Here is a 23,149-nt window from a genome sequence, read left to right as displayed (position 1 = left end):
CGACCTCCCGCTTCACCGTCGGGCCCGGCGAGTCCCCCCTTCGCTCCGGGTCCGACGGCCGCGCCCGGCCTTAGCCGAGGCGCTCGAGCACGAAGTCGATCGACGCGGTGAGCGCGCGCACGTCATCAGGCTCGATCGCGGTGAACGTTGCGATGCGCAGCTGGTTGCGCCCCAGCTTGCGGTAGGGCTCGGTATCGACGACGCCATTCGCACGCAGCGCCGAGGAGATGGCCGCCGCATCCACCGCGTCATCGAAATCGATCGTCACGACAACCTGCGAGCGATCCTCGGAGTTCGCCACGAAAGGCCGTGCGACCGGGGTGCGTTCCGCCCACTCGTACAGTACCCCGGAGGATTCAGCGGTGCGGGCTGCCGCCCAGGAGAGACCGCCCTGTTCGTTCATCCAGCGCACCTGCTCGTCCATGAGGCCGAGCGTTGCGAGAGCCGGGGTGTTCAGCGTCTGGTTCTTGCGCGAGTTCTCGATTGCGCCCGCGAGGTTGAGCGTCTCCGGAATGTAACGACCCGATGCCGTCACGCGCTCGATGCGTTCGATCGCAGCGGGGGAGACGAGCGCGAACCAGAGCCCGCCGTCCGATGCGAAGTTCTTCTGCGGCGAGAAATAGTAGACGTCGACCTCGGAAGCGTCGAAGTCGATCCCGCCGGCCCCGCTCGTCGCGTCGACGACCGTCAGCGCACCGGCGTCGCCCTCGACGCGCTGCACCGGAGCCATCACGCCGGTCGAGGTCTCGTTGTGCGGGTATGCGTAGACGTCGACACCGGCCACGGCCTCGGTCGCTGAACGGGAGCCGGGATCCGCCGCCCGCACATCGGGCTCCTCGAGGAAGGGAGCCGCGCTCGCCGCCTTCGCGAACTTCGCCCCGAACTCGCCGAAGGTGAGGTGCTGGCTGCGACGCTCGATGAGCGAGTGGACGGCGGAGTCCCAGAACGTCGTCGCTCCTCCGTTCGCGAGCAGGATCTCGTAGCCCTCCGGTGCACGGAAGAGCTCGGCGAGACCCGCCCGCACGCTCCCGACGAGGTTCTTCACCGGTGCCTGGCGATGCGAGGTGCCGAGCACGCCCGGCTGCAGGGATCCGAGGAACGAGAGCTGTTCGTCGCGGACCTTCGAGGGCCCGCAGCCGAAACGTCCGTCGGCGGGCAGCAACTCAGCGGGGATCGTAATGTCAGCCATGCGGGCAATTCTAGCGATGGCGCGACGCGAGCAATGGCACAGCACGACCTCAATCAGCGTGCAATGGCATAAGCTGGAGGACGGACCCGAAAGGACGCGATGGCAGATCTGATCGACACCACAGAGATGTATCTCCGAACCATCTTGGAGCTGGAGGAGGAGGGCATCGTCCCGCTGCGCGCGCGCATCTCTGAGCGTCTCGGTCACTCGGGTCCGACCGTATCTCAGACCGTCGGGCGAATGGAGCGCGATGGACTGGTGATCGTGACCGGTGACCGTCGGCTTGAATTGACTGGTCCTGGGCGCAGCAAGGCCACGCATGTCATGCGCAAGCATCGCCTCGCCGAGCGCCTGCTCGCGGACGTCATCGGCCTTGAATGGGCGTACGTGCATGAAGAAGCTTGCCGCTGGGAGCACGTGATGAGCGAGCAGGTGGAACGCAAGCTGCTCGGCATCCTCGGCAACCCCACGGAATCGCCGTACGGCAACCCGATTCCTGGTCTCGAAGAGCTCGGAGCCATTCGCGCCGGTTCGTTCCAAACGGGCGTCACGGGGATCGGGGAGCTGCTCCTTGAGCCCGGGCTGCCGGTTGTCGCGCGCATCAAGCGTCTCGCAGAGCCGCTCCAAGTCGACCCCGAGCTGCTCGAGCAGCTCGCGGCGGCGGGGGTTCTGCCGGGCCGTACAGCTTCCTTCACTCGGAACGCGGACATCGTCCACGTCGAGGTCGAAGGTTCAAGTGAAGCGATTGACCTTCCATCCGAGGTCGCCGCTCACATTTTCGTCTCGCAGTAGAGACAACGCAGCACTTCCGCCGTCACGAAACGGCGGAAGCAGTGTGCGTATACGTACCCGGATCTGCCCGTTGCATGGGCTGTCCTAATGGAGTTGATATACCCGAGGAGTCCCTGTGACCACACCCACCCCTGAATTCCACCTGCGTACGGTGGCCGAGACCGTGGCTTCGCGAAGTGCCGCCGAGCCCGAATTTCTCCAAGCCGTCAACGAGGTGCTCGAAACGCTGCATCCGGTGCTCGCGGAGCACCCGGAGTTCATGGAAGCGGGGGTGCTCGACCGACTGGTCGAACCGGAGCGCCAGCTGATCTTCCGAGTGCCGTGGACGGACGACTCGGGTCAGGTGCGGGTGAACCGCGGGTACCGCGTGCAGTTCAACTCCGCGCTCGGCCCCTATAAGGGAGGACTCCGGTTCCACCCCTCGGTGAACCTGTCGGTCGTGAAGTTTCTCGGCTTCGAGCAGATCTTCAAGAATGCGCTCACTTCGCAGCGCATCGGTGGCGGCAAGGGCGGCTCGGACTTCGACCCGAGCGGCAAGAGCGACGCCGAGGTCATGCGTTTCTGCCAGAGCTTCATGATGGAGCTCGTGCACCACATCGGTGAGGACACCGACATTCCGGCCGGCGACATTGGTGTCGGGGCGCGCGAGATCGGGTATCTCTTCGGGCAGTATCGGCGGATCACCCAGCGCTACGAGTCTGGCGTGCTCACGGGTAAGGGTGTCGGCTGGGGCGGCGCCGAGGTGCGGACCGAGGCGACTGGCTATGGCGCGGTCTTCTTCGCAGAGGAGATGCTCGCTCGGGCGGGGGAGGGGATCGCGGGCCGTCGGGCGATCGTCTCCGGCTCCGGCAACGTCGCGACCTACGCGATCGAGAAGATTCAGCAGCTCGGCGGAACCCCGATCACCGCGTCGGACTCGAGCGGTTACATCGTGGACGAGGCCGGTATCGATGTTGACCTCTTGAAGCAGGTGAAGGAGGTCGAGCGGGCGCGGATCTCTGTATATGCGGATCGGCGGCCGAGCGCACGCTTCGTCTCCGGCGGTTCCGTGTGGGAGGTCACCGGTGAGCTCGCGTTCCCGTGCGCCACGCAGAACGAGCTCGACGCGAACCACGCCCGATCGCTCGTCGCGGGAGGGTTGCGGGCCGTCGCGGAGGGGGCGAACATGCCGACGACTCCGGAGGCCGTCGAGATCTTCCAGCAGGCGGGCGTGCTGTTCGCGCCAGGTAAGGCCGCGAACGCTGGCGGCGTCGCGACGTCGGCGCTCGAAATGCGTCAGAATGCCGCGCGCTCTCGCTGGGATCGCGATACGAGCGAATCGCGCCTGCACGACATCATGCGCGATGTGCACAATTCGACGTACGAGGCGTCGGAGCGTTACGGACGACCGGGCGACTACGTGCTCGGTGCGAACTCGGCGGCGTTCGTCACCGTGGCGCAAGCCATGCTCGCTCAGGGAGTGATCTAGGCCGCGGTGTGACGCCGCTGCGTTGCGAGGGATCATTCGGGAGGGGAGCGGTCGTGCGAGGGTGCATGGCCGCTCTCACCGGGAGTGCTGAGCGGCGTGATGACTCAGCGATTCATGCTCGAGAACCGCGCGGTTCTTGAGGCTTTCAGTAGAGGTTCAGGGTTTCGTGACCTGAGCGTGACATATCTGTGATGTTCGGTTAGCCTTGAACGGTCGCGGCCCCAGGGCCGCACCTGACGCAGACTCTTGTAGGCAACAGTAAGGCAGAAATCCCACGTGACTCAGCACTCCAGCGCGGACGTCGTGCTCCCGAATGACCTCGGCCAGCGGACCCCGACGCGAGCGAAGCGGTTCGTGCAGATGGCGGGTGCAGCAGCGCTCAGCCTCGGCATGGTCGGAACGTTCTCGATCCCTGCGTACGCAGCCTCACCGAATGCAGAGGGCGCGCCTGACGCGAATCCCGCTCTGCAGCAGTCGCTGACGGCGGCCGAAGCTGAGGCGACGGTGCTCGATTCCTCGGTCGACTCGGTCGAAGGCGCAGAGTTCATCGCCGCCGATCAGGCAGCTGTTGAAGAGAAGAAGCGCGAAGCCGAGGCGAAGAAGGCGGCTGAAGCAGCAGAGAAGGCCGCTGCAGAAGCGGCTACCACCGCGACCCCGGTGAGCAGCTCCCGTTCGGGAAGCGATGTGCCGGCTGGCGAGGGCGCTTCGGGGCTCGTGAACGCCGCTATCGCTCAGGTCGGCGTGAACCAGGATTGCACCGACCTCGTGCAGAACTCGCTCGCGGCCATCGGGCTGACCACGCGTCGCGACCAGGGCGGCTACGACCACGGCGTGCAGGACTTCGCGCGCTACGGCACGCCTGTTACCGACGGCAACTACGCACCGGGTGACATCCTGATGTGGCCGGGCGCCCCCCACGTGGCGATCTACATCGGCAACGGCCAGGCCGTGCACGGTGGCTGGGGCGGCAACCAGACGGTCGTGAGCACCTACGCATCACCGAACGCGTCGCCGACCGTGGTGCGCCTCAGCTAAGTCCGAGTATTCTTTCGCGTCGAGATAGGCGCAGTCGCGGGCGGGGTTTCGACCCCGCCCGTTGGCGTATCACTGCACGGAGACATGCGGTCGTCGCGACGCCGGAGCCTTACGACGCATGGGCTTGCGCTAGACTCGCAGGGGCCGTCCGCGGCTCAGACCCGCCCCGGTAGCTCAGTGGATAGAGCACTTCTCTCCTAAAGAAGGTGTCGTAGGTTCGATTCCTATCCGGGGCACCCTTACCACCATTGGCAAGAGCCTGAAGGCCTGGCAGTAGTGTGCTCGCCTGCGGGATTGTCGCGCCTCATTCGATGTTCCCCCTGCAAAGTTGCGCCGATTCACGTGTCGGACGCCCCCGCCGATGATCGACCGGCGACACAGTTCGTTCGTGGAGTGGGAGTCTCGGGCATCAATCCCAAAGGGATTCTTTTGCTGCTTGCGTTGCTGCCACAGTTCACGACGGTCGACGGTTGGTCCTCCTCGGTTCAGATGTTCGTGCTCGGCGCGCTGCATGTGGCGAACCGCGCGATTGCCTACTTCGCTGTAGCTCTCGCTGCGACACGGCTACTGCAGTCGAGGCCGCGGGTGAGCGTGACCGTGACCCGCGTCGCGGGCGTCATCATGCTGCTCATCGGTGGCGGCATCCTGGTCGAACAGGTCACGTACCTGAGATGACAGGCACCGGCCACTGCAGTCGTGCGTGCTGCGAGTGAGTAGGCGCGCCGTCCATGACTAATTCGCGAATGTCGAAGCCCGCGCGTAGCATTTCCGTTCGAACATAGTTTCGAACGAGGGAGGTGAGCGATGCGAGTGGATGAGATTCGGGTTTTACTGCCCGATGCGCCGCCAGCGCTCATCCCGCTCGCGAGCGTCGAGGCGGCGTGCGGGTTCCCGTCGCCCGCGCAGGACTACCAGACGAGCGAGATCGATCTCAACGAGCACCTCATGCCGAACCGGGTCGCGACCTCAGCCGCAGGGCCTTCGTCGTTATGTACGCCTCAACTTCCGCTGCCCTGGTTCCCCTTTGGCTGATGTTCGAGGCCAATAGCCGGGTTGCCGTACACGGCTTGCACCTCCGAGATCACGACACGGTACTCGCCGAGCCATTCGTCGTACCGTGACTTCGCGAGCTGGTGGGTGTCCATCGTTATGAGCTGCTTGAGAGCATCCATGTCGGTCCAGTAATAGACCTCCGCATGCAGCCCCGTTGCCTCGTTATGCCACGCTTCCTCACCGAGAAAACCAGGAATCTCGCGAGCGCGGGTCGCGATCTCGCTGTCGATCCGGTGGAATTCCTCGGTGAGGTTCGCGGTCTCGAAGATGAATGTGGAGCTGTACTGAGGCTTCTGCGTCAAAGATGTGCCGTTCATGCAGGGTGTTGCTCGAGCCACGCGAGTACCTGCTGCGCGTGCGTGTTGGGTGGGAAGATCGGGTAGAAGGCATGCTCGATCTCTCCGTCGCGCACAATGAGGGTGAGGCGCGAGTAGAGCCGCTCGTGGCCTGGCGCGGCGAAGGTGGGCAGTTTGAGTGCGTCTGCGACGGCGAGGCTCTCGTCCGAAATCATCGTGAATGGCAGCTGCAGCCGCTGAACTACTTCGTCTTGATACTCGGGGCTCTGACTCGACATCCCGTACACGCGCTGCGCTCCGGCCTGCCGAAGCTGATCAAAGTGATTGCTGAAATCACAGGCCTCCGTAGAGCAACCCCGCGCACCGGGAATCGCGTCCCAGCCCTCCGGGAGGTCAACGCCTGGCTTGCCCGTGAGGGGGTACAAGTACACCACGGTACGCCCTGGCCCTAGAGCGTCGAACGAGACACGGCGCCCATCACTCGTTGGGAGGACGAGATTCGGCAGGTGCATGCCCGGGAGGTGACCAGCGGCGCCGTCGTCGTCGGGAACGGGCAAGCCTTCGGGCAGGAGAGTGAAGTCGGTCATATTGCTCCTTTGTGTGAAGGTACGTTCGGCGCTCTCGTTCAGACGGCGTTGCAATTCGATGCGGCGTTCGGATAAAGAGCCGATCATGCGGTCGAGGTTGGCGATCGTGTCTCGGTAGACGCTGAGCGAACTGACGCAGTCGTCTCCTCGGTCGTGGCCCAGGCCCAGACATTCGAGGAAGGGCGCCGCTTGCTGCGGTGAAACGCCGAGGCTCGCGAGCTCTCGGATCTCGCTGACCGCACGCGCGTCATGGTCGTCGAACGAGCGGTATCCGTTGTCTTTACGGGCGGGCGCGATCAGTCCGAGTTGTTCGTAGTAGCGGATGGCCTTCACTGAAGCACCGGTGAGCGCGACGAGCTCTCCAATTCGCATAACGCTTCCTCCTTCCGGCTCACTTTAAACCTGGCCCCCCGGGGCAAGGTCAAATCTGGTGGACCCCCAGATACAAAAAACGCCCCCTCTCCCGGGCCGTTGGCTCAGGAGAGGGGGCATTTCCGATGTGGTCAGAGGAGGTCTGGGTTCTGCTTCGCGTACTTCACGGCGTCATCTTCCGACATCACGACGAGTCCACGAGACGTGTTCGACAACGAGTTGAGCACTCGGAGCCACGTCCTATTGAGCTCGGGAGGACGGCCACCGGAAAACCGGAACCCGAGCTGCACGAATGGAGAGAGCCAGAGCGATACTCGACCGCTCCCGGCCTCCGCCGTTTTCGTCCAGCTCAGCAGAAAGCCTTCCTGCTTCATCAGCTTTTGCGCGATCACCATTTTCAAGTGCGTGAGTAATCGGTCTTCGAACTCGTACTCGTGAGTTCCGTGCATTAAGTACCCCATTTGCTGAGGGTGTCACGGTCGCCCGAAATGCGCAGCTTTACGCACAAAGTCGTCGGCCTGTCGCAAAACTCGTTTTGCGAACGGCGTCGAGCAGGAGTAAAGATGGATCCTGGTCAACCTTCGACGCAAGTACCCCTTGTGTCTTTGAAGCGTGGCTGCCCATAAAGAAATCGCCCTCTCCCGACGCTGCCACGCGTCGCGGGGGCGATTTGTGTCGGGCGTCAGGCGGCGTGGCGACCGCTCTGCACAAGCGACCGCGTTCCGAGTCATCTGCAGGCGGGGAAGCGATCGACGTGAGCACTGACACGAGGGCGGTGACACCGGACAGGGGCAGTACGTTCTGTCAAGCCTCTTCGATGACGCCGATTCGGTACCGATAAAGCCGATGTAGTCAGTGCGGCGGCCCTCAACGCACGCTCACCGGCGCCCTTCCACGAAGTCTTCGACAGCATGAGTTCTCCGCCTTGCATGGCGGCGCGTGCGTGCGGCGGAAGCGCACTACTCAATTGCGTCGTGGACGTGCTGCACTTTTTCTTGCGGAGGGCCTAAGGCAGGGCGTGGAGCGCTGAGTCCAGGTCGTGATCTCTGACTCTATATAGCGGAAAGAGTGCCGTCCTTCTCGAGGACGCACCGTGTGTAGCGAGTCTTCAAGGGGTGAGTCATGGCGTTGACCAATCGTGTCTGGTCGAAGCGTGCACTGAGTATTTCGGCGGCGATGCTGCTGGCCGCGGCACTGGTGGTGCCGGCGTCGCTGCCGGTAGGTAGCGCCGCGTCGGCGACGGTGGATGACCCGGCGACTCCGGGCACCTCCGTCGAGCTGAAGAGCAGCGAGCAAAGTCTCCAGCCTGCGAGCGACGCTGCTGCCGCTGGTGACAATGGCGAAGTGCAGAACGACGCCGAAAAGATCGATGCGGGCGAGGAGCCCGACTCGAACGCTGCTGCCCAGGGTGCGGATCACCCGGGCGCCACCGACCCCACCTCCGCGGGGGGGGGGGGGGGCTCTGAAGACTCACCTGAAGTAACAGACGGCCCCTCGGAAGACTCGGCAACGAAGCCGAAGGACGAGGCCGTCCCGAAACAAAAACTCAATCCGCTGAAGAATCGCGGCCCGCTTTTTGATGCCCTCAAGGCGGACGCACCCACGATCGTGCAGCCGCTGCAAGGCGCTATGGCGACGGTGGTGCCTTTTAGTAGTCTCGCCGCAGATTCTCTGTTAAATATTCCGTCGGTCAATCGCAATACGAACCTGGCGTACCTTCGGGCCGGTGAAACTCTATTGCTTGTCGTAAAGAAGAGGGCCATCACCACCCTCGACTGGGAAATTATTCACCCATCAGGTGAACGCGAGTCCTATCAGTTCCCCAAGCAACAGGGTGTTGGAGGGATCAACTGGACGGACTATAAAGTCGCGACAATGACGGTCAGCCCAAAGTTCGCGTCGGGAGAGACGGACGGAATCGTCCAAATCAACTTTGATTCAGGAATGGCGGGCCGTTCAGGGCAGAATTTCTGGTACTTGCCCTTTACCGCGGTAATCCCGAACAGTCTTCCCACAATGGTCGGGCAGTACTCGTACGCAGACGCAACCGATTTGTATGACGGTCGCATTCAAGGACGTGTCGCCACGCCCCAGACGAACATCAATCAGAATCACGAGGACGGCAGGGACGTGAGGTTCTGGCCTCTGCTGCAGTCAGGGCATATTTACGAGGTGCTCGCACGCAACTGGATGGGCGGTTTCGCCACGATTGATACAACGAGCAGTGGCGTTCGGGATCCCGATATCGAAGATCGATGCATCTCAAAGTATCGGAGCGTCTACCACTGGTGGGAAGACTATGAGTCCCCATACAAGCCATGTGGCACGCCGTATCTTCAGTTTTATGAGCGGCCGGACAGCACCATGGCAGCAACCGCGACTCTCGATGGGGCAAAGGTGCGGCTTCTTCCTCCGACACTAATGCGCGCAGAGTTGGAGAATGTGCCAGTTCAATGGGAACCCGAGAGCACCGCGAACTTGCCTTTCCGAGGGAACTTGAACTGGAAACTTCCGGAGTCCTATTTGGGTACGTACCTGCTGCAAGTAGATGCAAACGGTAACGGTTCGTACGGGGATTCGGTCGATGTGTCGCTTCCCTTTAGTGCAAATTTTGGCTCAAGCGACGTCGAATTTGCGTTCGACGGGAAAGACGCTCTCGGGAAGTCGATACCCGCCAAAGCTGACGTGACCGCGCGACTCCATTTCGCGACTCTTGGAGAAGTTCATTTTACGATTGACGACGGCGAGGTCATGGAAGGGATAACGATCACTCGTCTGAACGGAAACGATCCCGACTCGATGCTTTTTTGGAACGACTCGGAACTCACTCCTTTGCCCGCGGGAGCGGTCGTCCCGGCGCCGCTCGATGGATCTATGGGAGTGAATAGCGACGTGCCGGGCGGAGTGCACGGATGGACGACGACGATCAACGACTGGGCGATGTCTTGGGGCGAGAACCGTTACATCGACAACTGGGCTTATGAACCGCTGAACGCGTCCGCGAAAGTAAAGCCACTGATGCTTCCGCCCGAAATCCAGGTGCAGAAGCAATCTTCGTATGACCAAGTCACTGGCAAGGTGACGTACACCGTGAACGTCCGCAACGACGGCCTCGGGTACTTCGATGAGGACACGGTCGCGGGTATCGGTCTCCTCGCGCGGGATCAGACCAAGGGTGTTCTCGACGATGCGGTGTTCAATAACGATCTCGCCGTGACGTCCGCGAACCCTGACGTGAAGGGGTCCTACGATCCGGCGACCGGCTATGTGAAAGTGTTCCTCGACAAGGGAGCCTCGTTCGGACCCGGTGAGACTGCGACGGTGAAGTATTCGGTGACGGTGAAGCCCGACCAGGCCGGGGACGCGACCCTGCTGAACTACGCCGAAGCCGGCACCTACGATGACGACACGTTTGGGTGCACCGATGATGACGGCAAGCTCATCCTGATGGTGGGCTCCTCGTCGGAGTGGTCGAAGTGTTCCTGGACCACGGACCTGGTTCCGGTGTTGTCGATCGAGAAGTCCGCCGACAAGACCGGGCTGTACGGCCTGAACGACGTCGCCACCTACAAGGTGAAGGTCACCAACCACGGTCCGGGTGTGCTGAACGGCTTCAACTTCGGCGGAACGAACGGCGTCAACCCGGTCATGACGGACGATCTTTCGAAGGTCACCGATGACGCCCAACTCGTGTGGACTGACATCGGGGGAACGGTCCCGACGAATCGGTTCTACGAGGACAACCACAAGCTCTACTGGCACGGCACACTCGCGGTCGGGGAGACCCGCACCCTGAGCTATCAGGCGAAGGTCGTGAAGAACAAGGTCGAGGATTACGAGCTGAACAACACGGCCTGTCTCGCGAATAACATCGTGCTCGCGAAAGACGCGGACCGGTGCTCGTCGGTGGATATCACGCGTGCGGGTCTCGCGATGTCGAAGACCGTGGATCCGGAGCCTGAAATGTTGGTGACGTACGGGGAGGAGTTGACGTACACGCTGACGTTCCACAACCCGGGGAAGGCCGCAGCGAAGGTCGACACGATCGATATCCTCGACGGCCTCTTGGATGATGCGGTCGTGAACCACGACTGGGTCGTGAAGGACGGCACCATCACCGTCACCCCCGACATCACCGGGCAGACCGGAAAACTCATCTTGAAGGGTACCGTCCCTGCGGGGAACACGGCCACGATCACGTACACGGCGACCGTCATGTCGGAAGAGGATCATGAGGGGGATCGTGATCTCGTGAATATGCTCCTCGCATCCCCCGACATCACTCCCGACTGCGAAGAGGACGGCGTGTTCTGTGTGTGGAACCCGCTCGCGGTCACCCCGCACCTCCCGTTCACGGGAACAGACGGCCTGATGCGCCTGCTCGTGCTCGGTGGTGGAGCCGTGGTGGTGCTCCTCGTGGTCGCACGCCGCCTCACCAAGCGCGCCGGGTAGTCCCCGGCGGTAGGTTCCTCGGGGGTCTCGACACGCTAGGAGGGCCCCGAGGCAGGGGAACCATCGCGTTCCCGGAATATGGTGCCCTGGGGCTCTCGACACGCAAGGAGAGCCCCGGGGCATTACCTATTGCGCTGAGCCGCACCCCGCACCCGCACCCGCCCGACGCATCACGCTCGAACCTCGATCGGTCAGTCGTTGTGGATAAGCCGACGTATAGCCACAACAAGTGGCCGATCCAAACGAGGGGCACTCGGTCTCGCGGACGGGCACGAGGGCGTCGGGCAGGCCAGGGCGGGCCGCGGTCAGTCGCGCGCGAAGGGCGGGTCGATGAGCAGGTCGACGCGCTCGCGGAGGAAGTCGCTCAGGGCTGGTGCGCCTGAGAGCGGTGCGCCGATCCGCCACCTCACCCGCACCTCGCCCTCCGCGAACCCGACCGGCAGGCTCTGAGGCGCCGACCGCAGCGCCTCAACGTCATCGGGGTCGAGGGGGAGCGGTGCCGCGTCGTAGTTGACCGGCGTTCCGACCGGGTACCCGCCGCGCAGCGCCGCCGCCGCGATCTCGCGACGCTCCTCGCGCGACACCGATTGGTACCCGGGTCGACCGCGTTCAGCCGAGCGGGTCGCGTGCCCCAACGCGTACATCGTGCCGTCGGGCGCCAACAGAATGGAGGCCACGCGCCACGCCTCACCGACGGGGCGCATCACGGCCGGCTTTCGGCGGAGGAAGCCTCGCCGCGCAGGGACGAATTCGGCCAGTGCCTCGCGCTCGACGCCAGCAGCCTCGAGGCGCTCGGCCTCGCGCGCACTTGCCTCACGGGCGCGGACGATCGCGTTCCGAATCTCGCTGTCATCGTCCACCGGCCCAGTGTAACCGCGGGCGCGCGCCCGCTGTGTGGCCGAGCGTCGAGGGGACCCACCGTGCTCACAGTGCTCGTGACCCGGCCAGCAGCACAGCCTCCGGCCGTACACTGAAACCATGAGCCAGCAAGCGGGGGAGGAGTCGCTCGAGATCGAGCGCAAGTACGAGGTCGCCCCTGATGTGCCGCTGCCCTCTGCCGCGACATTCGAGCGCGCGGGTTACGCCGCATCGTCGCCGGTGACGTACGAACTCTCCGCCGTGTACTTCGACACCGCCCGCGGCGACCTTGCTCGGCGCGGCCTCGCGTTACGCGTGCGTCACGGCGGCAAAGACGCGGGATGGCACATCAAGGTGCGCGGTGAAGAGGGCGTGCGGGAGTTCTTCTGGCCGCCCAGTGCCGAGATGCCAGAGGGCGCGAGGGCGGAACTCCGGGACCGCATCGGTGGGGCGGCCGGTGACGTCGCGCCGATCGCGGAGCTCGAAACCGAGCGCACGGTCGTGACGCTGAGCGACGCCGCGGGAGCCGAACTCGTGGAAATCGCAGATGATCGCGTGACGGCGTTCGACCGAAGTGCCGGGGTCGCGCGAGTGTGGCGCGAGTGGGAGGCCGAGCTGCTGCCCGGTGCCCTGCCCGAGGCGCTCGACGACGTGGAACCGTTGCTGCTGAGCGCGGGCGCGGCGCAGTCGCTCAGCCTCGCGAAGATCGCGCGTGCGACCGGCAACCTGGTGACGCTCGCGCGAGCGCGGGGCGCGGAACCCGAGCGGATCGCGGCGCTCGAAGCACTCGATCGCTCGGATCGGGCGGCGGCCGTCGAAGCGGGAGTAATCGCTGGCGAATCGGTGAATAGAGGAGAACGATGAAGCGCGGATCTGCGGGTGGAGCGGCACCGGAACGAGGATCGGGCGACGAGCCGCCATCACCGCGAGCGCGACGCAAGCAGATCATCGTTGGCCTCGTGATGGGCGCGATCATCGGTGTCGTCTTGAGCGCGCTCACCGAGTTCTGGCTGTGGCTACCCGCCGGTCTCGCGATGGGCCTCGCAACCGGCGCGATCATGAAGCCTCCCACTGACGAGAGGTAAGCAGCACGCCGGGGCGGACGGGCACCCGGTGCTGATTCGATAGCGTCGGGCGCGCTTCTCGGGGGAAATCGACCGTCGATCGCCCGCTTCGAACGCGATTTCGGAGCATACGCGCCGTAACGGCCATGTACACCCTCGCCGACTTATGCGAGGATCGAAGCGGACATCGACGACGAGGACCCCATGCACCCCACCATCTTTGAAACGCACCGCCCGACCGAGCAGACTCTCGATCAGGCACTCGCCGACACGAAGCTTTCCTGCTTCTGGCTTGATGATGTCGCCGATCGGGCTCCGCGGCACCCCGAGCTGAACGGCGAGCAGCAGGTCGATGACGCGATCGTCGGCGGCGGCTTCGCCGGCCTCTGGACCGCGATCAAGCTGAAGACGGAGCACCCCGAGCGCCGCGTCGTGCTGATCGAGGCCGTTCGCGTCGGTTGGGCCGCGTCCGGCCGCAACGGCGGATTCTGCGAGGCGAGCATCACCCACGGCGAGCCGAACGCCGAGTCACGGTGGCCCAACGAGACAGGCACACTGCGCCGCCTCGGCTACGAGAACCTCGACGCGATCGAGCGCTTCATCGCCGAGCACGAGCTCGACGTCGACTTCGAGCGCAACGGCGCCCTGTCGGTCGCGAACGAGGCCTATCAGGTCGACTGGCTCGGCGAGAGCGATGATCCGCACGTTGTCACGCTCGATCGCGACGAGACGCAGGCACGCATCAAGTCGCCCACGTTCCTCGGTGGCGAGTTCTCGCCGACCGAGAACGCGAACGTGCACCCCGCGAAGCTCGCGCTCGAGCTTGCCCGGCACGCGGCTGATATCGGCGTCGAGCTCTACGAGGGTTCCCCGGTGACGGACATTTCGGGATCGGCGGAGACCCCGATCCGCCTCTCGATCAAGAACGGCAGCGCCGTCACCGCAGAGCGCGTGGCGCTCTGCACGAACGTCTTCCCCTCCCTCCTCAAGCGCTACCGCTTCCACACGATCCCCGTCTACGACTACGTGCTCGTCACCGAGCCGCTGACCGACGAGCAGCTCGCCTCGATCGGGTGGGAGGGCCGCGAGGGGCTGTCGGATCTCGCGAACCAGTTCCATTACTCGCGCCTCACGAAGGACAACCGAATCCTCTGGGGCGGTTACGACGCCGTGTACCACGCGGGCGGGCGGATCAAGCGCGAGTACGAAGACCGCATGGAAAGCCACCGCAAACTCGCGAGCCACTTCTTCACGACGTTCCCGCAGCTCGAGGGCGTCAAGTTCTCGCACCGCTGGGCGGGCGCCATCGATTCGAGCACTCGCTTCTGCGCGTTCTTCGGTGAGGCCTACGGCGGCCGAGTGCAGTATGTGTCGGGCTTCACGGGTCTCGGCGTCGGCGCGACGCACTTCGCGGCTGATGTCATCGCCGACCGCTTCGAGGGGCGCGTCACGGAGCGGACGGAGCTCGAGATGGTGAAGCAGATGCCGCTGCCGTTCCCGCCCGAGCCCGCCGCTTCCATCGGCGTGAACATGTTCCGCTGGTCGTTCGACCGCGCCGACCACAACGGTGGCAAGCGCAACGTCTTCCTGAAGATCATGGACGCCGTCGGCTTCGGGTTCGACTCGTGAGCGCGCTGCTGCCCGAGGGGCGAAACGAGGCGGTGCGCGGGGGCTCGATCCCGGTCAAGCTGGAGCCCGTCGACGTCGCGGATGTCGTGTCGGGCTCGCCCGCTCAGGGCTTCGTCGAACTTGGCAAGATCGGCGAGGCCGAGGTCGGCATCTGGGAGCTGCGCGGCGGCGTCGCGACGGATACGGAAGTTGACGAGTTGTTCGTCGTGCTGAGCGGCGGGGCGACCATTGAGTTTCTCGAGGTGCCGGGGGAGCCCGAGGCGAGCGGCGAGGTCGTCGAGGTTACTGCGGGCGACGTCATGCGGCTTGTCGCGGGCACGCGTACCCGTTGGACGGTGCAGGACCACATTCGAAAGGTCTACATTTCGGAGGCGTGATCGCTACGGGGCTACGTGCGCAACATGGTGCGCCGCCCCGAGCATCCATCCGGGCAGACCCGCACTAGGATGTGAGATTGGCTGTGCGCTCAGAGGGGTGGCCGCGCGGCTCCTCGCGATCCGTCACCCCCGAAGGAGCCTCGATGGCGATGACCTGGAAGCAGCACGGCGACGGAACGCACGTCGCCCCCGAGGCGATCGTGCTCCCGGAGGAGCGACTCGGCTGGGGACGCACGATCGGCTTCGGCGCGCAGCACGTCATCGCCATGTTCGGCGCAACCTTCCTCGTGCCGCTGATCACCGGCTTCAGCCCGACCGCGACGCTCTTCTTCTCGGGTCTCGGCACGCTCCTGTTCCTGCTGATCACCGGCAACCGCCTCCCCAGCTACCTCGGTTCCTCCTTCGCGTTCATCGCGCCCATCATGGCGGCGCTCGCGAGCGGTGACCCCGCGAACCCGGATCTCGGACGCGCCTCGTTCGGGATCCTCGCGATCGGTGTGCTCATGGCGATCGTCGGCGTCATCGTGAACGTCTACGGATCCGGATGGATCAACGCCCTCATGCCGCCCGTCGTTATGGGCGGGGTGGTCGCGCTAATCGGCTTCAACCTGGCACCCGCGGTCAAGAACAACTGGATCGGCGACCCCGCCAACCACCCGGATGTCGACCAGGGCCTGTCGTCGACGGTCGCCCTCGTGACGATTGCCGCGATCCTGCTCATCACCGTGCTGTTCCGCGGTCTCATCGGCCGCCTCTCGATCGTGCTGGGCCTCGTGGTCGGCTACATCGTCGCGGCAATCACTGGCCTCGTCGACTTCTCCGGCGTGAGGCAGGCCGCCTGGTTCGGCCTGCCCGAGTTCCACGCGGTCGGCAACCCGTTCGCCGACCCGTCCCTCTGGGGGCTGCTGCCCGCGTTCCTGCCTGTCGTGCTCGTGCTCATCGCCGAGAACGTGGGGCACGTGAAGAGCGTCGGCCTGATGATCGACCGCGACATGGACGCGCTCACGGGCCGGGCACTTCTCGCGGACGGCGTCTCGACGATCCTCGCGGGCTTCGGTGGCGGATCGGGCACCACGACCTACGGCGAGAACATCGGCGTGATGGCGGCAACGCGCGTCTACTCGACGGCGGCCTACTGGGTCGCCGGCGTGATCGCCGTGCTGCTCAGCTTCTCGCCGAAGGTCGGCGCGGTCATCTTCTCGGTGCCGCCGGGGGTCCTCGGAGGCGTGACCGTGGCGCTGTACGGACTCATCGGCCTCATCGGCGTGAAGATCTGGATCGACAACAAGGTCGACTTTTCGAAGCCGATCAACCAGTTCTCGGCGGCAGTACCGTTGATCGTCGGCATCGCCGACTTCTCCCTGCAGATCGGCAACGTGATCTTCAACGGGATCGCGCTCGGCACGATCGCCGCGGTGGTCATCTATCACGTGATGCGAGGGCTCGCGAAGATGCGTGGCGGGCATGTCCAGGTCGCTGACCCGGTCGTCACGAGCGAATCACGCGACTGAGCGCCCGCTCAGAAGCTCCGTGACCGGGCGCGAAACTCCGGCGCGTCAGCGGGGATTTTGCGGAGATCCGCTTAGGGTGGCGGTGTGTGGAGTGTAGATCGGTTACGGCGACCCGATAAGGGAAGTGGCGCTGAGAGCGCCCGTTCTGCTTCCGCACGCCCCGAAGATGACGAGCAGGCGAGCGGGTCCACGTCTTCCGAGACATCGGTGGCGGATCGCGCGGCCGATGCCACCGCCCGCGCCCAGGGCGATGCGGCTGGGGCACCGAACACGACCGAGACCGCTGCCGCACGGGTCGCGCAGGCTTCGGGCGCCGAGGCCGGCGCCGCCGCGCCGGGATCCCGAACCGCGGGAGCGGGGAACCGAGGCGCGCGATCGGCAGGATCCGCAGCCGCGCAGCCGCGCAGTGAGGGTGCGCTCGCCACGGCGCACAACCCCGACGAGCAGGTCGACCTTTCTGCCGATATCGCGGGCCCGGTGAGCCTCGTCGATTCCTACGCTGACGACCACGCCAATTGGCGGCGGGAGCTTGCCGAGATCGGCGGGCGCAACCCGCTGCTGCACTTCGACGACCGCCCGGCGAACCGCATCGAGCTGTCGACCACGCACCCCGGCGGACTCCCGCAGTTCATCACGGGGAACAAGATCTTGCTCTCCGCCCTGATCCGCGATGATCTCGCGCTGCGCCACGCCCGCGTCGCCGCCGGTCGCGTCACGGATAAGGCGATCGAGATGCGCACGGTGCGCGGGCTCGAGACGACCAACCTCGGCATCGGCATCGCGAAGTGGGAGTTCGAGGGCGAGGAGTTCTGCGCGCCGATCCTGCTGCGGCCACTCGCGATCCGCCGCTACGGGCGTGACTTCGAGCTCAAGCTCAAGCAGTTCCCGGTCGTCAATTCCGAGCTCATCCGCGTCATGCGTCAGCAGTTCGGCATCAACGTCGATGCCCGTACGCTCATCGAGTTGTCGCAGTCGGAGGGCGTATTCAAGCCGCAGCCCGTCATCGACCGCCTCCGGCAGATGGCGGCGGGAGTGCCGGGATTCGTGGTGCAGCCGCGCCTCGTCGTGTCGTCGTTCCACAATGTCGCGCAGTCGCTCGTAGCTGACGCGACGGACCTGGATTCCCCGGTGCTCGCTGCTGTGTGCGGCAACGAGCCGGCGCGACGTCAGCTCGAAGCTGCGTACCGACCGGTGTCAGCGACTCCGCCGGACGAGCGCTCGCCCGACACCGACCGTGCACTGTATGACGCCGACGCGGAGCAGGACGATGTGCTCGCGCAGATCGACGCGGGGCAGTCGCTCGTCGTGCACACGCTCCCGGGCACCGGCGGCACGCAGACCGTCGTCAATGCGATCGGCAACCTGGTGCGCTCGGGTAAGCGCGTGCTCGTGGTCTCGCCCCGCCGCGCGACGCTCGATGGCATCTCCCACCGCCTCGCCCGCGTCGGTCTCGCGGGTCTCTCCGTGAGCCCCCGCCGGCTCCGTCGCAACCTTGTCGAGTCCATCAGCCGCAACGAGAACGCGAGAGGCGAGCAGCTGCGCGACGTCGACGACGCACTGACGCGCTTGCGCGGCGTGCTGCTCGACTACCAGCACGCGCTTTCCGAGACCGACGAGCGCTTCGGCGTCTCGCCACTCGAGGCGTTGCGTAGGCTCACCGCGCTCTCGCTCGCTGAGCAGCCGCCCGCCACGACCGTGCGACTCGACGATCAGGCACTCGGGCAGTTGACGCTCGATCGCTCCGCCGTCGCGGAGGCGCTCACCGAGGTGGCACGCCTGGGCCAGTTCCAGTACGGGCCCGAAGACTCTCCCTGGTACGGGGTGAGCTTCGCGACGACCGAGGACGCGCGCACCGCCTACAGCACCGCAGTCGACCTCGCGGAATCGCAGCTGCCGCGGCTGATCTCCATGGCCAACGAACTCATCGGGCAGACCTCGATGCGTCCCTACGAGACGGTCGCCGAGCTCGGCGTGTACCTGCGCCTGCTCATGGGCATTCAGGAGACGCTCGACCGATTCACGCCCCAGGTGTACGACCGCTCGCTCACCGAGGTCATCGCGGCGCACGCCCCACGCGGCGACGAGATGACGGCCGCGAACAAGCGGCGACTGCGCAAGCTCGCCCGCGAGTACGTGCGGCCGGGCGTGCACATCTCCGACATGTACTCGCGGCTCGTGCAGATTCAGCAGCAGCGGGTGCTGTGGCAGCGTTACACGACCGTCGTGGGCGCGCGGCCCGAGGTGCCCGTCGGTATCTCCGACGTCGTCACGGCCTTCCAGTCGGCGTATCAGGATCTCGACGCCCTCGACCGGGTGCTCGGGGCGACGTCAGACGGCGACCGCCTGAAGAACCAGTCGCTGGCGCGGCTCGCGAGCCGCATTTCCGACCTCGCCCGCGAATCGGAGGTGCTGCAGAACATCCAGGAGCGCACCACCATCGTGGAGCGCATGCGCGCCGCGCACCTCGAACCGCTGCTCGACGACCTCTCCGCCCGGCATGTCCCGGCGGAGCACGTGGCAGCCGAACTCGAGCTCGCGTGGTGGCAGTCCGCGCTCGAGCGAATGCTGCAGACGAACCCGGCGCTGCTCAGCGCGAACACGAGCGTCATCGAGCGGCTCGAGGCCGACTTCCGCCTCGTCGACGATGCGCACTCGGGGGCGAACGGAGCGCTGCTCGCGGCGTCGCTCTCGGATTCGTGGCGCGTCGCCGTGCTCGACTTCAAGCAGGAGGCGCTCGCCATGCGCGAGGCGCTGCGCAGCGGCTATGTGTCGCCCGCCTCTCTCGCGCAGCGTGCTCCGAACCTGCTCGCGGTGCTCGCGCCGGTGTGGACGATGTCGCCGTACGAGGTCGCGATGCTGCCCGACTCCATGCGCTTCGACGCCGCGCTGATCGTTGATGCCGGCGCGACGACGCTGGCGGAGAATCTCGGGGCGATCCGCCGCGCTGGGCAGGTGGTCGCGTTCGGCGACACGATGACTCAGTCGCCATCGCGCTTCGAGATCTCGGTCGGCGGGGGGAGCGATGAGGATCGCTCGGCCGGCGACGCCGATGACCTCCACGGCCGCTCCGCCTTCGCCCAGCTCGGCTCCGTGCTGCCGACCCTCACGCTGACGCGCAGCTACCGCGCGGGCGGCGAAGATCTCACAAACCTGGTGAATACGCGCTTCTACGGCGGGGCGATCCAGTCGCTCCCGTGGGCGGGCAGCTTCCTCGGCCACTCGAGCCTGACGTACGAGTTCGTGAAGGGCGGGCAGGGTCTGCCCGATCAGCAGACGGGGGCGGTCGAGAGCACCGACGCAGAGGTCGAGCGCGTCGTGCAGCTGGTGCTCGAGCACGCGAGCGACCGCGCCGCGGAGTCGCTCATGGTCATCACCGCGAGCGAGCGTCACGCGGTGCGCGTGTACCAGTCGGTGCTGCAGGCGTTCTCGAAGTTCCCGCAGTATCGCGAGTTCCTGCTCGGGGAACGGGCTGAGCCGTTCGCGGTGCTGACGCTCGAACAGGCGACGGCCCAGAGCCGCGATCGCGTGATCTTCTCGATCGGCTACGGCCGCACGCCGCACGGACGCGTACTGTCGAACTTCGGCGGCCTGGCACGGCCGGGCGGGGAGCGGCTCCTCGCGGTCGCCATGACCCGCGCCCGTCGCGCCATGACGATCGTGAGCTGCTTCAAGCCCGAAGACCTCGATCGAAACCGCCTGAAGCACGGCGTCGTCGAACTCGCTGAGCTGCTCGCGTTCGAACACCCGGAGCCCGAACCGCCGGCGCTGCCGTCTGAGCGCGACCCGATGCTCGGCGAGCTCGCGGACCGTCTCGAAGCGCTCGGACTCACCGTCGCCCTCGACTACCGCGGCGCGATTCCGCTCGCGGCGGCGCTCGGCGAGCGTGCAATCGCCGTCGATCTCGACCTCGGAGCGGCGGGGGAATACCGCGGCGACAGCCTCCGAGACACCCTGCGACTGCGCCCCGCGGTGCTGCGCCGGCTCGGTTGGCACTACCACCGGGTGCAGAGCTTCGACCTGTTCGCCGACCCCGACGAGGTCGCGCTTCGCATCGCCCGCATTGTGGGATACGAGGCTGGTGACGGCGCTGCTGGGAGTGCATCCGAGGGTGCGGCCGAGGCTGCACGCGAGTGAGCGGGGCGGATCGCGGAGCGAGTGCCGACCCGAGCGAGGGCGCGCCTTCGCGCCGACGGGCACCGCGCCGCGCTACACGCCCGGCCCCGCCGGGCGTGGATCCGCGACCCTCTGAGCACCCGCTCGATGCGCGAGCCAGCGAGGATCGCCCCGAAGCCTGGGGGGATGGTAGCTCGGGGGCGCGCCCCGCTTCAGCGAACCCGGGCGCACCAGGTTGCGCGGGCGCCGAAGTACGCGCTCCTCAGCCGAGTGCGCACGATGAGGCGCTCAAGCGAGACCGCCCGCCGCACTGGGGTTAGAGCCGCACTGGGGTTAGACCAGATCGGCCACCGCGTTGTATCGCGGACGCGCCGCGATCAGCTGCTGGAGCTGGAGCTGGAGCTGGATGAGCTTGACGAAGAGCTCTTCGATGAGGAGCTGGACGAGGAGCTTGCTCCCGAACCCGCGTTCGAAGAACCGCTCGAGCCCGAGCCGCCGCTACTGCCGGAGCCGGATTTCCCTGAACCCGCGCGCGAGTCGGTGCGGTAGAAACCCGAGCCGTTGAAGGTCACGCCGAGCGAGCCGAACACCTTGCGCAGCTTGCCGCCGCACTCGGGGCACTCGGTGAGCGAGGTGTCGGAGAACGACTGGTAAGCGTCAAAGGCGTGGCCGCACTCGGTGCAGCGATAGGCGTACGTAGGCACAATCCCACATTCTATCGCGCGCGTCTGACGCGGTAGTGAGGCCCGCGCGTCGCCGCTATGCGTTGAAGCGCAGGAGTCTGGTCGGCGTGACAGCGCCCGTGACCGGAACGTCGTGCGGATCGCGCGGCAACCACGAATACACGTCTTCGTCGTCGACGACGGCGAACACTGGGGGGTGCCCTCGGAGCTCACCGAGGGCGCGGTCGAAGTAGCCGAGCCCCCAGCCGAGTCGCGTACCGCGCTCGTCGACGGCGCACGCGGGAACGAGCATGAGGTCGACGTCTCCGATCTCCGAAGCATCAAGACGCGCGCCTCCCGGCTCCGAGATGCCGTGAAGACCCTCGACGCGGCTGCCATCGTCCCAAGCCCACGCCAGCCGGTGCCCCGGCAGCGCGACCGGAAGGAGTACGCGGACGTTCGCCTCGCGCGCCCACGCAAGGAACTCAGAGGTATCCGGCTCGCTTCCCAGCGATGCGTATGCCGTCAGGGTACGAGCGCCCGTTTGCTCCACCAGTTCGACGAGCTGCGCAGTGAGCAGCCCGCGCCTCCGTGTACGTTCCTGAGGCTCGACGGCCGCCCGGCGCGCGCGTACCTCCGAGCGCGTCTCGATCTTGGCTACCCGCGCGTCGCTCGACATAGCATTCAGCATAGGGTTCATGCGAGGGGGCGGACCCGCGACTTTGTGCGCGCACGCGCGACGGATAGGCTGACGCTCATGAGCGACACGAACGTGACGAAGCGCAGCACTGTGACGAAAGCGGTCGTGCCGGCCGCAGGCCTCGGCACCCGCTTCCTCCCGGCCACAAAGGCGATGCCGAAGGAGATGCTTCCGATCGTCGACAAGCCGGCGATTCAGTACGTGGTCGAAGAGGCGGCTGCGGCGGGTCTAGGCGACGTCCTGATCATCACGGGGCGCAACAAGGACAACCTCCTCAACCACTTCGATAGCGTCCCTGAGCTGGAGTACACGCTCGAGCGCAAGGGTGACGAGGGCAAGCTCGACAAGGTGCACGAGTCGAGCGAGGTCGCTGACGTGCACTTCCTCCGCCAGGGGCAGCCGCTCGGGCTCGGCCACGCGGTCGGGCGGGCGCGGAGCCACGTCGGGCACGAGTCGTTCGCGGTGCTGCTCGGCGACGACCTCATCGATCCGCGCGATCCGCTGCTCACGCGCATGATCGACGAGCATGACTCTCGTGGGGCGACCGTCATCGCTCTGATGGAGGTCCCCGCCGAGTCCGTGCACCTCTATGGATGCGCGGCCGTCGAAGAGACCAATGACCCCGACGTCGTGCGAGTCACCGGGCTCATCGAGAAGCCGGCTGCGGAAGAGGCGCCGTCGAACCTCGCGGTCATCGGACGCTACGTGCTGCGCCCGGAGCTGTTCGACATCATCGACGAGCTGCCTCCCGGCCGTGGCGGAGAGATTCAGCTCACGGACGCGCTGAACTACCTCGCGGAGGGCAAGGGCGAGGGGCCGGTCTACGGCGTGATCTTCCGCGGTCGCCGCTACGACACCGGCGACCGTGCCGATTGGATCAAGGCGAACGTGCTGCTCGGCGTCGACCACGAGGAGCTCGGTGACGAGATCTCCGAGTGGGTGCTCGGTTTCGCGGATCAGCTTCGCGCTCAGCGCACCGAGAGCTGACCCC

General features: G+C 65.8%; 19 protein-coding genes, 1 tRNA gene and 1 pseudogene. 14 read left to right on the top strand and 7 right to left on the bottom strand.

Annotated features, from left to right (window positions below; all coding sequences use genetic code 11):
- Positions 1–70: 70 nt before the first annotated feature.
- Positions 71–1,189, bottom strand: coding sequence for a phosphoserine transaminase (gene serC / locus WFH00_RS02510; RefSeq protein WP_336659016.1), 1,119 nt, complete (start codon positions 1,187–1,189; stop codon positions 71–73).
- Between the two features lie 99 nt (positions 1,190–1,288).
- Here serC and WFH00_RS02505 point away from each other — a divergent pair, with 99 nt between their 5' ends.
- The 5 genes from WFH00_RS02505 (at position 1,289) to WFH00_RS02485 (ending at position 5,159) form a co-directional block, all read left to right on the top strand.
- Complete coding sequence (locus WFH00_RS02505; protein WP_336659015.1) at positions 1,289–1,981, top strand: metal-dependent transcriptional regulator; 693 nt, start codon at positions 1,289–1,291, stop codon at positions 1,979–1,981.
- Between the two features lie 115 nt (positions 1,982–2,096).
- A complete protein-coding gene (gene gdhA, locus WFH00_RS02500) occupies positions 2,097–3,449 on the top strand; it encodes an NADP-specific glutamate dehydrogenase (RefSeq protein ID WP_336659014.1) in 1,353 nt (450 codons plus the stop codon).
- Between the two features lie 276 nt (positions 3,450–3,725).
- Positions 3,726–4,484, top strand: a complete 759-nt coding sequence (locus tag WFH00_RS02495) for an NlpC/P60 family protein (RefSeq protein WP_336659012.1) — start codon at positions 3,726–3,728, stop codon at positions 4,482–4,484.
- 163 nt (positions 4,485–4,647) lie between these two features.
- Positions 4,648–4,720: transfer RNA gene (locus WFH00_RS02490), tRNA-Arg, on the top strand.
- A gap of 40 nt (positions 4,721–4,760) precedes the next feature.
- The gene (locus WFH00_RS02485) at positions 4,761–5,159 is read left to right on the top strand and encodes a LysE family translocator (protein WP_336659011.1); all 399 of its coding nucleotides are present in this window, start codon (positions 4,761–4,763) and stop codon (positions 5,157–5,159) included.
- Positions 5,160–5,482: 323 nt separating this feature from the next.
- Here WFH00_RS02485 and WFH00_RS02480 read toward each other — a convergent pair whose 3' ends face one another.
- The 3 genes from WFH00_RS02480 to WFH00_RS02470 form a co-directional block, all read right to left on the bottom strand.
- Positions 5,483–5,854, bottom strand: coding sequence for an antibiotic biosynthesis monooxygenase family protein (locus tag WFH00_RS02480; protein WP_336659010.1), 372 nt, complete (start codon positions 5,852–5,854; stop codon positions 5,483–5,485).
- Positions 5,851–6,792: a redoxin family protein gene (locus WFH00_RS02475; protein ID WP_336659009.1), complete on the bottom strand. Its 942-nt coding sequence runs from the start codon at positions 6,790–6,792 to the stop codon at positions 5,851–5,853. Before WFH00_RS02475 ends, WFH00_RS02480 begins: the two co-directional genes overlap by 4 nt.
- A 131-nt stretch (positions 6,793–6,923) precedes the next feature.
- The gene (locus WFH00_RS02470; RefSeq protein ID WP_336659008.1) at positions 6,924–7,253 is read right to left on the bottom strand and encodes a DUF7882 family protein; all 330 of its coding nucleotides are present in this window, start codon (positions 7,251–7,253) and stop codon (positions 6,924–6,926) included.
- 661 nt (positions 7,254–7,914) lie between these two features.
- Between WFH00_RS02470 and WFH00_RS02465 the strand changes: the two genes are divergently transcribed.
- Complete coding sequence (locus WFH00_RS02465; RefSeq protein WP_336659007.1) at positions 7,915–11,244, top strand: DUF7927 domain-containing protein; 3,330 nt, start codon at positions 7,915–7,917, stop codon at positions 11,242–11,244.
- Positions 11,245–11,549: 305 nt separating this feature from the next.
- On the opposite strand, the gene WFH00_RS02460 is transcribed toward WFH00_RS02465, so the two are convergent.
- Positions 11,550–12,104, bottom strand: a complete 555-nt coding sequence (locus tag WFH00_RS02460) for a hypothetical protein (protein WP_336659006.1) — start codon at positions 12,102–12,104, stop codon at positions 11,550–11,552.
- Positions 12,105–12,222: 118 nt separating this feature from the next.
- Between WFH00_RS02460 and WFH00_RS02455 the strand changes: the two genes are divergently transcribed.
- The 7 genes from WFH00_RS02455 to WFH00_RS02425 all read left to right on the top strand — a co-directional run bounded on the left by WFH00_RS02455 (position 12,223) and on the right by WFH00_RS02425 (position 21,345).
- The gene (locus WFH00_RS02455) at positions 12,223–12,966 is read left to right on the top strand and encodes a CYTH domain-containing protein (RefSeq protein ID WP_336659005.1); all 744 of its coding nucleotides are present in this window, start codon (positions 12,223–12,225) and stop codon (positions 12,964–12,966) included.
- On the top strand, positions 12,963–13,187 hold the full coding sequence (locus tag WFH00_RS02450) for an HPP family protein (RefSeq protein WP_336659004.1): 225 nt from the start codon (positions 12,963–12,965) through the stop codon (positions 13,185–13,187). The genes WFH00_RS02455 and WFH00_RS02450 overlap by 4 nt, the downstream gene beginning before the upstream one ends.
- Positions 13,188–13,370: 183 nt before the next feature.
- Positions 13,371–14,795 carry an NAD(P)/FAD-dependent oxidoreductase gene (locus WFH00_RS02445; RefSeq protein WP_336659003.1) on the top strand — a complete coding sequence of 475 codons (1,425 nt, stop codon included), beginning with the start codon at positions 13,371–13,373 and terminating at the stop codon, positions 14,793–14,795.
- Positions 14,792–15,172, top strand: a complete 381-nt coding sequence (locus tag WFH00_RS02440; protein WP_336659002.1) for a cupin domain-containing protein — start codon at positions 14,792–14,794, stop codon at positions 15,170–15,172. Before WFH00_RS02445 ends, WFH00_RS02440 begins: the two co-directional genes overlap by 4 nt.
- Positions 15,173–15,315: 143 nt before the next feature.
- Positions 15,316–16,683 (top strand): uracil-xanthine permease family protein, encoded by a 1,368-nt coding sequence (locus WFH00_RS02435; protein ID WP_336659001.1) that lies wholly within the window; start codon positions 15,316–15,318, stop codon positions 16,681–16,683.
- 207 nt (positions 16,684–16,890) lie between these two features.
- Positions 16,891–20,817, top strand: a complete 3,927-nt coding sequence (locus WFH00_RS02430) for an AAA family ATPase (RefSeq protein ID WP_336659000.1) — start codon at positions 16,891–16,893, stop codon at positions 20,815–20,817.
- A 258-nt stretch (positions 20,818–21,075) separates the two neighbouring features.
- A complete protein-coding gene (locus tag WFH00_RS02425) occupies positions 21,076–21,345 on the top strand; it encodes a hypothetical protein (protein WP_336659179.1) in 270 nt (89 codons plus the stop codon).
- Between the two features lie 14 nt (positions 21,346–21,359).
- On the opposite strand, the pseudogene WFH00_RS02420 reads toward WFH00_RS02425, so the two are convergent.
- Positions 21,360–21,500: pseudogene (locus tag WFH00_RS02420) on the bottom strand (FmdB family zinc ribbon protein); the annotation flags it as partial.
- Positions 21,501–21,555: 55 nt separating this feature from the next.
- Positions 21,556–22,137: a 5-formyltetrahydrofolate cyclo-ligase gene (locus tag WFH00_RS02415; protein WP_336658999.1), complete on the bottom strand. Its 582-nt coding sequence runs from the start codon at positions 22,135–22,137 to the stop codon at positions 21,556–21,558.
- A 78-nt stretch (positions 22,138–22,215) separates the two neighbouring features.
- Between WFH00_RS02415 and WFH00_RS02410 the strand changes: the two genes are divergently transcribed.
- Positions 22,216–23,145, top strand: a complete 930-nt coding sequence (locus WFH00_RS02410) for a UTP--glucose-1-phosphate uridylyltransferase (RefSeq protein WP_336658998.1) — start codon at positions 22,216–22,218, stop codon at positions 23,143–23,145.
- Positions 23,146–23,149: the final 4 nt, after the last annotated feature.

The organism is Leucobacter sp. USHLN153 (assembly GCF_037145615.1).
Lineage (GTDB): Bacteria > Actinomycetota > Actinomycetes > Actinomycetales > Microbacteriaceae > Leucobacter.
Note: the sequence above shows the minus strand (reverse complement) of the source record. Positions and strands in the feature narration are given on the sequence as shown.

What these genes read in the sequence shown, in the direction of transcription:
- WFH00_RS02475 (WP_336659009.1), bottom strand. Translation starts at nt 6,792, where the DNA reads ATGCGAATTGGAGAGCTCGTCGCGCTCACCGGTGCTTCAGTGAAGGCC.
- WFH00_RS02425 (WP_336659179.1), top strand. Translation starts at nt 21,076, where the DNA reads ATGAGGCGCTCAAGCGAGACCGCCCGCCGCACTGGGGTTAGAGCCGCA.
- serC (WP_336659016.1), bottom strand. Translation starts at nt 1,189, where the DNA reads ATGGCTGACATTACGATCCCCGCTGAGTTGCTGCCCGCCGACGGACGT.
- WFH00_RS02470 (WP_336659008.1), bottom strand. Translation starts at nt 7,253, where the DNA reads ATGGGGTACTTAATGCACGGAACTCACGAGTACGAGTTCGAAGACCGA.
- WFH00_RS02415 (WP_336658999.1), bottom strand. Translation starts at nt 22,137, where the DNA reads ATGTCGAGCGACGCGCGGGTAGCCAAGATCGAGACGCGCTCGGAGGTA.
- WFH00_RS02450 (WP_336659004.1), top strand. Translation starts at nt 12,963, where the DNA reads ATGAAGCGCGGATCTGCGGGTGGAGCGGCACCGGAACGAGGATCGGGC.
- WFH00_RS02465 (WP_336659007.1), top strand. Translation starts at nt 7,915, where the DNA reads ATGGCGTTGACCAATCGTGTCTGGTCGAAGCGTGCACTGAGTATTTCG.
- WFH00_RS02435 (WP_336659001.1), top strand. Translation starts at nt 15,316, where the DNA reads ATGGCGATGACCTGGAAGCAGCACGGCGACGGAACGCACGTCGCCCCC.
- WFH00_RS02445 (WP_336659003.1), top strand. Translation starts at nt 13,371, where the DNA reads ATGCACCCCACCATCTTTGAAACGCACCGCCCGACCGAGCAGACTCTC.
- WFH00_RS02505 (WP_336659015.1), top strand. Translation starts at nt 1,289, where the DNA reads ATGGCAGATCTGATCGACACCACAGAGATGTATCTCCGAACCATCTTG.
- WFH00_RS02480 (WP_336659010.1), bottom strand. Translation starts at nt 5,854, where the DNA reads ATGAACGGCACATCTTTGACGCAGAAGCCTCAGTACAGCTCCACATTC.
- WFH00_RS02455 (WP_336659005.1), top strand. Translation starts at nt 12,223, where the DNA reads ATGAGCCAGCAAGCGGGGGAGGAGTCGCTCGAGATCGAGCGCAAGTAC.
- WFH00_RS02410 (WP_336658998.1), top strand. Translation starts at nt 22,216, where the DNA reads ATGAGCGACACGAACGTGACGAAGCGCAGCACTGTGACGAAAGCGGTC.